This is a genomic window from Aquimarina sp. RZ0, from assembly GCF_008370685.1.
In the GTDB taxonomy this organism is placed as follows: domain Bacteria; phylum Bacteroidota; class Bacteroidia; order Flavobacteriales; family Flavobacteriaceae; genus Aquimarina.
Genome location: NZ_VTZU01000123.1, coordinates 1 through 10,155, shown reverse-complemented (window position 1 = coordinate 10,155; position 10,155 = coordinate 1). Strand labels below are relative to the sequence as shown.

Sequence of the window (10,155 nt, the reverse complement as noted above, 5' to 3'; positions counted from 1 at the left end):
CGATAAGGTAATTACTTGATCTCTCGTAGTGGCACAAATCGAACCGATATAAATGGCACAGTTTGAACCGAAATGACTGGCACTATAACTCCGAAATCATTGGCACAAATCGAACCGAATTAACCATGTCCTTTCAAGTCCTGATTCAGTTTTATAACAAAACGAATAACCATAATTAACACGGCCTTGGTAAACCCCTTCCACTTTTTCAATTCTTTCTATTTCTTGAGAAGGGGAAATGGACAATGAGACTAAGTTTAGTAATAGTAGTGTGATTAGCATCATTGTTTTTTTATTTTTCGGAAAAGTTTACTACCGGAATTTATATTTGGATATCTTTCTGACCGATAGCCAATATACATCCTTTTATTCTTTTGGCTTGCTCTATTTTGGCTTCTTTTACAGATACCGGATATTAAGTAAGAAGCAATGTATATAAAACCCTAAGAAAATCAGCTGTTTCCTTGAAAGTATGGACAACAATCCATTTTAGAAACATGAATTTCAGAATAGCAAAACATTAATCTGAGTTTAAGGAAACTAAATCTTACAATGATTTTCAGCGTATTAATGAGGAAACTCAAAAACTTAAATCACGCCTTGTGATAAGAGAAAATCATTCATTGAAATAAAGGAGGAAATTAAGAAATAATGAATTTTCAACTAATGAATTTAAACCTCTTACTTTATTTAATACGGTTTGTCATATTGTATCCAAAAGCTACTGTTTTTTTGATATAAAATGGTTTCAATTTTTTATTAAAAAGTACCGTTTTTAAGTACCGATTTGTTGTCATTTGTGGGCATTTGCAAGTTGGTGAAATTATAAAACCCTTATAGACAGCGAGGTAGGTTTGTGTTGGTTTAGGCTCATAACCCGAAGGTCACAGGTTCGAGTCCTGTTCCCGCCACGAAGAAGTAACCTATTGATTTTCAATAGGTTATTTTGGTTTATGAGGGGGATATCAACTTCATTTTGTGTTCTTTAAGTATACTTTGGTTTGTTTATAGATTTATTAATTAACTTTTCAGTACTAGCTAAGTACTAACCTAGTCCACTAATGATGTACTCATAAATCTCATTGTTTTGATAGCCAAAAGGGTCTTTAAAACTTTTCGTTATGTGTTTTGGTTTTGCTATAATTTCTCTTTCTATCATTTCATTGATGGTATTGTAGAAGTCCATAGAGGTTTTACCAACCAATAGCGGAGAAAGATTTACATCTGCTTTCCATAGTTTCAATATTTTCTCAAATCCACTTAGGTATAGATAGTCTTTGGTAAATCCACCACCTCTAAAAATCCTTGTCACGATGATGTATGCATCATTTGTTGAAACACTATGTTGATTAACTAGGAAATTGAAGCATTCCATGAAATTAGCTCCATTACACATCATATCAGTAATAACTACTCTGAATGCTATCTTTTTTAGTCTTTTCAAGGTAATGTTTCCACTCAGGTATTCTGATAGAATTGCTAATCCTTCTTGAGTCATGGTATTCATTGGCAGACCAAGATTGAAAATATTCAGTTTCTCATCTGAAGAATTTTGTGTAGTCACCATGTGTACACCAATTTCATGCTCTATGAGTGCATTGGCTTCTTTTCTTGTGAATTTTGCATCAGGTCGAATTAAAATTGTCTTTTTTGAGTTGAGTACCATTACTTGAGAAATCACTCGCTTACTCAGTTCGATTTTACAATCGATTCCGTACTCATCTAGTGCATTTCTAAATGAACCAATGGCCTCATCCATCGATAGAAATGGTACTCTTTTTGGTTCACTAGGGATAGATGGCAAGTGAAGAATATATTGAGCATTGGTTAAGTCTTTTTTACTTGGTCTTCCAAAATATCTGAGGGAGTTGTATAAAAACTTCTTTGTGCCTAGCGCCGATAATAAATCAATCTTATCAAAGTAACTATTGATTACTGATTCATAAAGTTCACGAATAGAAACATCCGATATATTCTGTGTTCTTAGTGTGCTTAATTGCTGTTTTAGCTCAAATGGATTGATTTTAATGGGCGCATATTTAAACTCAGGGGGTTTCGTATATTTGTTTTTGATAAACCTTTTTTGTTCAGAGTTGGCGTTGATTGGGTTAACATGAGCTAATAATTCAAATCCTTTCAACAATTTGAAAAGCTTTTTATCTACAGAAACAATAGCTGGATCGGTTTTTTTATCTAATAGATGTACCCTGTTTTTTGATCTCCAATTGGTGTTTTCCTCACTGAAATATTGCGCATTATTAAGAATAGCTCGTTTTAGTTTTTGCTGTAGTTCTCGTATCAATTTAGGATAATCTTCACCTGTTAATTCATTACTATAGACTTTTTTAATTTCCGTAGCCAGCACAAGTGTATTGGAAAAGTTCTGGGTAATAAATTCAAGATTATAACCTCTACCAAAGAAAACATCATTGATTGTCGTCTGATTCTCTATACCTGTTAACGAAATAGCACTTAATTCGGTTACCCAGTTTTCAATAAATTTTTCATATTTCGAACTATCAATGCGCTCTGTACCTATATTAAAAAGTGGCACAATTCTATCCCAACGTTGGTAATTATAAGAGTGTAAATCATAAACGATGCAAGAGTCATACAGCTCTTCTAGCTTCTGAATCAATGCATGGACGACTTTGTAAAAGTTATGATGTTTTTGAAGGCTTGCTTGTTTTTCTGCAGGCGTAAGTGGACGTTTCCATACTTTTTTGCCCCATGCTTCATCATAGATGCAATCTTCTGGCTTTCTATTGAGGTCATACTCAAAACGGGAGTCCAATCCAACTAATGTAATAGGTAAAGAGTCTATAAATTCACCAGTATGTGGATCTTCTTCATACCATCGGTTATAATCATCGATGGCAATTTTGTTTTTTAACCGATCTCGAAGGTTACCGCCATCATGAATGGCCGTACAGCAATAGGGTACATACTTATTGATTTTTATACTGAAAGAATTATCCGAGGCTTTAGCTTCAAAGGTCTTCTTTTGCTCTATTAGTTTAATTATCTCGCTAACCTTTAATTGTTGCATTTTTTAATAGTGTTTCAGGTCTAAATTCTTCTTTTAATTCGTTTCTACTTCCTACTACTTTTTCCAAATAGCCTAAAATCTTTTCTTGCAATCTAACTTTATTAAGCCTGTTTATGTCCGTAATTGTACCTGGACTCATTACATTGACTTCGATCAATTTACCATTAATTAAATCAAGACCAGCAAAGTAAATACCATCTCTAACCAATTTTTTTCCAATCTCCCTGCACAATATTTTGTCTGCTTTTGTTAATTTATATTTTTCGACTGCTCCTCCAGCTGAAATATTAGACCTTACATCACCTTGGATAGGTCTCCTTCTTAATGCTCCAATAGGCTCTCCATTTAACATCAAAATTCGAACATCTCCCTCTTCAGCACCTTCTACGTATTCTTGAAGAATTACATAGTTGGAGTGATCCTTGCCATGATTAATATAAAAGTCTAATAAAGAACGGATATTTTGCATTGCAGCCCTTTCAATAATGATAACGCCACTACCTCCATAACCATCCAATGGCTTCATAATCATCTTGTCATTCTCTGATTCTTTGATTATGTGTAAGAGATAATCAATGTTTTTAGAAACATATGTAGCAGGTATAATCTCATGATCAGGGTCGAAGTAGGCGGCAGTATAAATCTTATTATTAGCCTCTCTTAATCCATCAATTGCATTGATAATAAAAACATCATCTTTTATGGAATCCAAGAAATTCAGAACCAACCCATTCAATGGAGGGTTGTCACGCATAAATATTACATCAAACTCGCTCAACTCTCTCATTTTAGACTTAAATGTTACTGTCTTATAAAATGCAGTCATGCTTTTAGTGAGTTTTTCTCCTAGTGATATGTTCTTACACAAACTAAGGGTGATACTATGTCTAATAGTCAAGTTAGACGGATCCGTAATTGAAACATCATGGCCTCTTTTAACTGCTTCATGTATAATTCTGAGTGTAGAATCTTGTGATGGACGTACTTCTTCCCAAGGGTACATGATAAAGCATATTTTTATTTTCATAATTCTTTTTTTCGTAATTAAAAAAACCAAATTTTCTCTTTTCAAAAATTGGGATTTCGCTCTATTGAAAGCTATTAAGTAATTCTCTTGTCAATTCATTGTAAATTTAGCCAAAGAATCATGTCCAATGCAATTTTAAGATCCGACTTTTCCTTTATAAAGGCGTATATATGTTTAATAGGATTGATTCCAAAGCACACCTATTATACCAAAAATTATTAAAATTATAATAATCCACTTAAGTTTACTATTTTTCCTATGTACTATAATATGCTTAAAGAATTCTAGGTTTTCTTTTACAATGTTTAGCTTCTGGCTTATAGTTTTATGCTTATCATTTATCTCAAATTTTTTCTTAAGTTCAGTATTTAGCTTAGTAAGCATTTCATCATCCGAAACTGCACTAGGAGAATCAAATATGTAAAGATTTTCAGAAATCTTATTTTTGGAATTTAAAACCTTTTCAACGAAATGTTTATGTTTTTTATCATCTGTATATAGTCTTGTCCCTCTTGTCTCTATAAAATTAGTGTATTGTACTGTGTCTTCAATTAGTTGCTCTGCAATACTCAAATAATAGTCTAATATTATAGATTGAGATGCATTGAGCATTATCAAACGTATTTTTTCAATATTATTATCTGCTAGATGAACTGCATCAACATCTACACTAAAGGATTCGGCATCTGTAATTATGTCAATAGATTCGGTTAAAGAACTATCTATAAGCTTTGCATTTGTGGTAAATTCAAATAATTGTTGCCTCAGCTGATCCATTTCGTTTGGAGCGAAATTGAAAACACAAATAATACCATATTTAAAAATATAAGCGTACCTCTGGTTTTCAAAATCGAAAAATAATTCATCTCTATCAGAAAAAAGAAGAGTTTGCTTAAAGTGATTTTTGCAGGCATCTATATCTATGCTTTCTGCAATTTGTAGCGCAAAGGCATTTGTTTTCATTTATCTTCTAATTCGTTTACATCTAAGTCATCATTATTAACGTTATCTTCATCGACATCATAATCCTCCATAGCAGTGACAAGGCGTTTACTTACTTTTACAAGATATAAAGTATCTTCAGTTTTTACTTCTACACATTCTACTATTTCATTTTGTGCATTTCTGAACGTAATGATATCTTCATCATCATATCCATCAGGATATTTCACTACAAGTAAATCCAAAATTTTATTATTTAACTTTTTGAAGTCAACAATAACTTTTTTTAAATGGTTGTTTTTTGAAGTTTTCATATCTATTACATATCTAATAAGTAGGCAAATATTAATGGCGCTACAATAGTAGCATCTGACTCTATAATGAACTTTGGGGTATCAATATCTAACTTGCCCCAAGTGATTTTTTCATTAGGTACCGCTCCAGAATAAGATCCATAACTTGTCGTTGAGTCACTTATTTGACAGAAATAATTCCAGAATGGAGTATCTATACGCTCCATATCCTGATATAACATTGGTACAACACAAATAGGAAAATCTCCTGCAATACCACCACCTATCTGGAAAAATCCAATACCGTTTTCAGAATTATCGGTATACCAATCTGCAAGAAAGGTCATATACTCGATTCCGGATTTCATGGTACTGGCTTTAAGCTCTCCTTTCAATACATAGCTAGCAAAGATGTTTCCCATTGTACTATCTTCCCATCCTGGGACTACCATTGGCAAATTGGCTTTTGCCGCAGCGTACATCCAACTATCCTTAATGTCAATTTCATAGTACTGTTCTAATATACCAGATAACAACATTTTGTACATAAACTCGTGTGGAAAATATCGCTCTCCTTTTTCTTCGGCATCTTTCCAGATCTTAAAAATATGTTGCTGTAATCTTCTAAAAGCTTCTTCTTCTGGGATACACGTATCTGTAACTCGATTTAACCCTTGTTCTAATAAATCCCACTCTTGTTTTGGGGTTAAATCACGATAATTTGGCACACGTTTATAATGACTATGTGCTACCAAGTTCATAATATCTTCTTCCAAATTTGCACCTGTACAAGAGATAATGTGAACCTTATCTTGACGTATGATTTCTGCAAAAATCTTACCTAACTCGGCAGTACTCATTGCTCCAGCTAGAGATACTAACATTTTTGAGCCATTATTAATTTTAGCTTCATATGTTTGTGCTGCATCTACTACAGAGGCAGCATTAAAATGAAGATAGTGCTTCTCTATAAATTGCGAGATCGCTCCTTTATCCTTCGTGTTCATCGTCGGCGAATTTTAAATGGTTAGGTTTATTATTGCCTTTAAGAGCATATAGATTTTCATTCTCATCATCAACATCTTGTTCTTCAAATTTGTAACTCAACATTTTATAGTATAATTTGGCAGCAGCAAAATCTGAGGATTTATCATCTTTATTTGGGCATAATTCTACAATATCGAATCCTACTACATTTTTTTCTTCAAATATTTTCTTAAGAAATTCAAGGGTTTCATACCATAATAACCCTCCCGGTTCTGGTGTTCCGGTAGAAGGTAAAATAGAAGGGTCTAAAGCATCAAGGTCAAAAGTGATATAGATCGTATCTGTCATTAATTCGATTGCATTGTCCATCCAATAATCATCGGTTGCCATTTCATGAGCGAAAAAGACATTTTCTTCATTCATTACAAGTTTTTCAGAAGCATCCATACTGCGAATCCCAACTTGAATAAGATTGGTATTTTGATTAGCCTCATAAAGTGCACAAGCGTGATTGTACTTAGAACCTTCATATTCTTTTCTTAAATCAGCGTGGGCATCTATTTGTACTACTGTTAAATCATTGAAACATTCATCAAAAGCACGTATAGCTCCTATAGAAATAGAATGCTCCCCACCAAAAAGCGTAACAAACTTGTTGCGTTTAATATTGGTTTTTACAGTATCGTGCACAGCCGTAACCATTGCGTTTGGTGAGCTTTTTTCGTCAATAGGTTGAGATAGATAAATACCTTGTTTGTATACTTCGCTCTCCGTTTCTATATCATAAAGCTCCATATTCTCTGAAGCGTGTAAAAATGCTTCAGGGCCTTTGTCTGCTCCTTTGCCCCATGTACTAGTTCCATCATAAGGAACAGGGATCAATACTACTTTTGATTTGTCATAGCCAGCGTATTTTTCTGGAATTCCGGCATATGTTTTCTTAGTTTCCATTTTAAAAATGTTTGGATTTAATGATTTTGGTTAGTTAGAGTTTATAATTATTTCTTTTTGTGAATATTCTAAAATTTCTTCTTTTGGTGTTTTTTGATATCCAAGAATAGATAGTAACTGTTCTGAAGTTTGTTGTGGTGCAAAAACTTCTGTAGTTAGATTTCCAGCCTCGTCACGATCTATCAAAATATGTTTAGGTTGCGGGATAAGGCAGTGTTGCAATCCACCAAAACCACCTATGGTTTCCTGATATGCACCAGTATTGAAAAAACCAATATATAAAGGTTTGTCTTTTTTGTATTTTGGTAGATATATGGCATTCATATGTTGTTCTGAATTGTAATAATCATCACTATCACAGGTTAATCCACCAAGTAGTACGCGTTCATACTCATCATCCCATCTGTTTACGGGCAACATCACAAAACGTTTGTTTATTGCCCATGTATCTGGCATTGTTGTAATGAAAGATGAATTGATCATATTCCATTTTTCACGGTCATTTTGCTGTTTTTGATATAGTACTTCGTAAATAGCCCCGCCACTTTCACCAACTGTAAAACTGCCAAATTCTGTAAAGATATTTGGAACATCTACCTGTGCTTCTTCACAGGAAATTTGGATTTGATTAATAATTTCATTGATTATATACTGATAGTCATAATCAAAGGCCAAAGAGTTTTTTATCGGGAAACCTCCGCCTATATTTAAGCTATCTAATGATGTGCATATTTTCTTAAGACTTATATATACTTTTAGACATTTTTGTAATTCATTCCAATAGTAAGCAGTATCGCGAATACCTGTGTTTATAAAGAAATGAAGCATCTTTAGTTTCACTTTTGGGTTATTCTTGATCTGATTATTATAAAAGGGTACAATATTACGATACCCAATTCCTAATCGAGAAGTATAAAACTCAAACTTTGGTTCTTCTTCAGAAGCAATACGTATACCCACCTGAAAATCTTCGTTAATTACATCGCTTAATAGATTAAGTTCTTCGTAATTATCAATGATAGGAATACAATTGTGGTGTCCATTATTAATCAATCTGGCAATGTTTTGAACATATTGGTCACGTTTGAAGCCATTACTAATAACATATGTGTCATTGGTAATCTTACCTTGGATCTTTAAGTTTTCAACGATATCAATATCAAAAGCGGAAGAGGTTTCTATATGTATATCATTCTTAAGGGCTTCGCTTAATACATGTTGAAAATGTGAGCTTTTGGTACAATAACAATAGTTGTAATTTCCTTTATAATCATTTGACTTAATAGCCTTGTTAAACCAGTGTTTTGCTCGATTAATGTTTTCTGATATTTTGGGTAGGTAAGTAAATTTTAAAGGCGCACCATATTGAGCAATCAATTTCATAAGATCAATGCCGTGAAACTCTAATAAGTTATTCTGGAGCGAAAACTCTTCCTGTGGAAAATGGAAGGTCTGTTCGATCAAATCGATATATTTTGTTTTCATTATAATGTGCTTGAAAAATTAGAAATTGATACATAAGAAATTGCGAAAGCAATTAATTTCAATCTAATCTCATACACGAAAAATAAAAATAGCGTAGGGCACGAACTGTATTCGTTCCAATAGTCTAAGTGTAGTATATACTTTAGAAGTCAGCCTGAGAATTCGGTTCCCTATCCCTAGGGCAGCTTTCGGAGTAGACTTCTTTATGCTCCTATGCCCGAATCTGAAAAAAGATTCCATTTTGTTTAGGCAATGCGTTTTTTATATAAAACGCATTATTGTTTAATCAAATGTAATAAAAAAATGATTTCAAAAACTTTTTTTGAATTTTTTTCCTAAGTTTATTATTAAGAGTGACTTAATCTAATTATAGAAAATAAAACAATATCTAATTTTATCCTTTGTAATCTACTTTTCTGTCTCATAAAACGATGAATTAATTTCCTTAGTAGTTATCAAGTAATCTTTGAAATATATCATCATAGCAATCTAATAATTTATCTAAGTAAATTTAGACACATTATTATGCAAATTAGCTGATAACCTAACAATTAGGTTGTAATCAGATATCAAAAAGTTCGATATGAGCCCGGTTCTCCCGGTCAAGTAAAGCCTCACAGAAATGCTAGGTTTTTTTGTATCATCCCTAAAGTAATTTGTAAGATCTGGCAAGAATTACGTATTCATTTTTTTGATTAAAAAGTATTGTATACTTTACTAGATTATAATTTATATTTTTTCTACTTTGGACTGGAATTAAGAAACTTTGAAATTCTGAAATAATATACAAACTGTACGTAAGCGTTACGTACAGTTTTTACGTATCTATTTGTGCCTATTTGTTGGTGTTTGTGTACGTAATAATTTATAAACAGCTGGTTTACAGTGTGGTATTAATAGCTTTTTCGGGCTCATAACCCGAAGGTCACTGGTTCGAGTCCAGTTCCCGCTACTCAGGAGACATTTTTTTCCTCAAGCCAGACAATTTTGTCTGGCTTTTTTGTTTTAGTGTTTACGAACTCTTTTAGAAAAGCCTGTAGTTTTAACTAAAAAGTCATTAGTTCATTTAGATAATTTCTGGATCAAGATAAAAAGTTAGTATCCATCCGTCTAACCCACCTTGATTAGCTTTGGTTTGAGATCTATTTTTGTCAAAAAAGTATATGTCACAATTATCGGAATCTAAACGGATGGAGGAATTGGTATCCTCTTATCACAGTTCAGGTCAGACTCAAAAAGATTTTGCAAAGGCTCATGGCTTAACGGAAGGTAAATTACATTATTGGATAAAGAAGCTATCCGTGCCACTAGAATAAGAAGAACCACTTCCCGAATTTATCCCCTTAGATTTATCGTTCCCTGGTAGAGAATCGAAGTTTATTATTATCCTTACGGCTGATGGCATGAAGATCCAAATACCC

General features: G+C 33.0%; 7 protein-coding genes and 1 tRNA gene. 1 reads left to right on the top strand and 7 read right to left on the bottom strand.

Annotated elements, in window-relative coordinates:
- Positions 1 to 1,045: 1,045 nt before the first annotated feature.
- The 7 genes from F0000_RS25825 to F0000_RS25795 form a co-directional block, all read right to left on the bottom strand.
- Positions 1,046 to 3,049 (bottom strand): flavohemoglobin expression-modulating QEGLA motif protein, encoded by a 2,004-nt coding sequence (locus tag F0000_RS25825; RefSeq protein WP_149627594.1) that lies wholly within the window; start codon positions 3,047 to 3,049, stop codon positions 1,046 to 1,048.
- Positions 3,030 to 4,076, bottom strand: coding sequence for a glutathione synthetase (locus F0000_RS25820; RefSeq protein WP_149627595.1), 1,047 nt, complete (start codon positions 4,074 to 4,076; stop codon positions 3,030 to 3,032). The genes F0000_RS25825 and F0000_RS25820 overlap by 20 nt, the downstream gene beginning before the upstream one ends.
- Positions 4,077 to 4,250: 174 nt before the next feature.
- Positions 4,251 to 5,039 carry an RMD1 family protein gene (locus F0000_RS25815; RefSeq protein ID WP_149627593.1) on the bottom strand — a complete coding sequence of 263 codons (789 nt, stop codon included), beginning with the start codon at positions 5,037 to 5,039 and terminating at the stop codon, positions 4,251 to 4,253.
- Positions 5,036 to 5,263: a hypothetical protein gene (locus tag F0000_RS25810; RefSeq protein ID WP_368668152.1), complete on the bottom strand. Its 228-nt coding sequence runs from the start codon at positions 5,261 to 5,263 to the stop codon at positions 5,036 to 5,038. The genes F0000_RS25815 and F0000_RS25810 overlap by 4 nt, the downstream gene beginning before the upstream one ends.
- A gap of 74 nt (positions 5,264 to 5,337) precedes the next feature.
- Positions 5,338 to 6,318 carry a deoxyhypusine synthase family protein gene (locus tag F0000_RS25805; RefSeq protein WP_149627591.1) on the bottom strand — a complete coding sequence of 327 codons (981 nt, stop codon included), beginning with the start codon at positions 6,316 to 6,318 and terminating at the stop codon, positions 5,338 to 5,340.
- Positions 6,302 to 7,249 (bottom strand): agmatinase, encoded by a 948-nt coding sequence (gene speB / locus F0000_RS25800; protein WP_149627590.1) that lies wholly within the window; start codon positions 7,247 to 7,249, stop codon positions 6,302 to 6,304. Before speB ends, F0000_RS25805 begins: the two co-directional genes overlap by 17 nt.
- Before the next feature lie 30 nt (positions 7,250 to 7,279).
- Complete coding sequence (locus tag F0000_RS25795) at positions 7,280 to 8,734, bottom strand: arginine decarboxylase (RefSeq protein WP_149627589.1); 1,455 nt, start codon at positions 8,732 to 8,734, stop codon at positions 7,280 to 7,282.
- An 873-nt stretch (positions 8,735 to 9,607) separates the two neighbouring features.
- On the opposite strand from F0000_RS25795, the gene F0000_RS25790 reads away from it, so the two are divergent.
- Positions 9,608 to 9,686, top strand: a tRNA-Met gene (locus F0000_RS25790).
- The last annotated feature ends 469 nt before the right edge of the window (positions 9,687 to 10,155 follow it).

Coding starts and splice junctions, on each gene's coding strand:
- F0000_RS25820 (WP_149627595.1), bottom strand. CDS start 4,076: ATGAAAATAAAAATATGCTTTATCATGTACCCTTGGGAAGAAGTACGT.
- F0000_RS25805 (WP_149627591.1), bottom strand. CDS start 6,318: ATGAACACGAAGGATAAAGGAGCGATCTCGCAATTTATAGAGAAGCAC.
- speB (WP_149627590.1), bottom strand. CDS start 7,249: ATGGAAACTAAGAAAACATATGCCGGAATTCCAGAAAAATACGCTGGC.
- F0000_RS25795 (WP_149627589.1), bottom strand. CDS start 8,734: ATGAAAACAAAATATATCGATTTGATCGAACAGACCTTCCATTTTCCA.
- F0000_RS25825 (WP_149627594.1), bottom strand. CDS start 3,049: ATGCAACAATTAAAGGTTAGCGAGATAATTAAACTAATAGAGCAAAAG.
- F0000_RS25815 (WP_149627593.1), bottom strand. CDS start 5,039: ATGAAAACAAATGCCTTTGCGCTACAAATTGCAGAAAGCATAGATATA.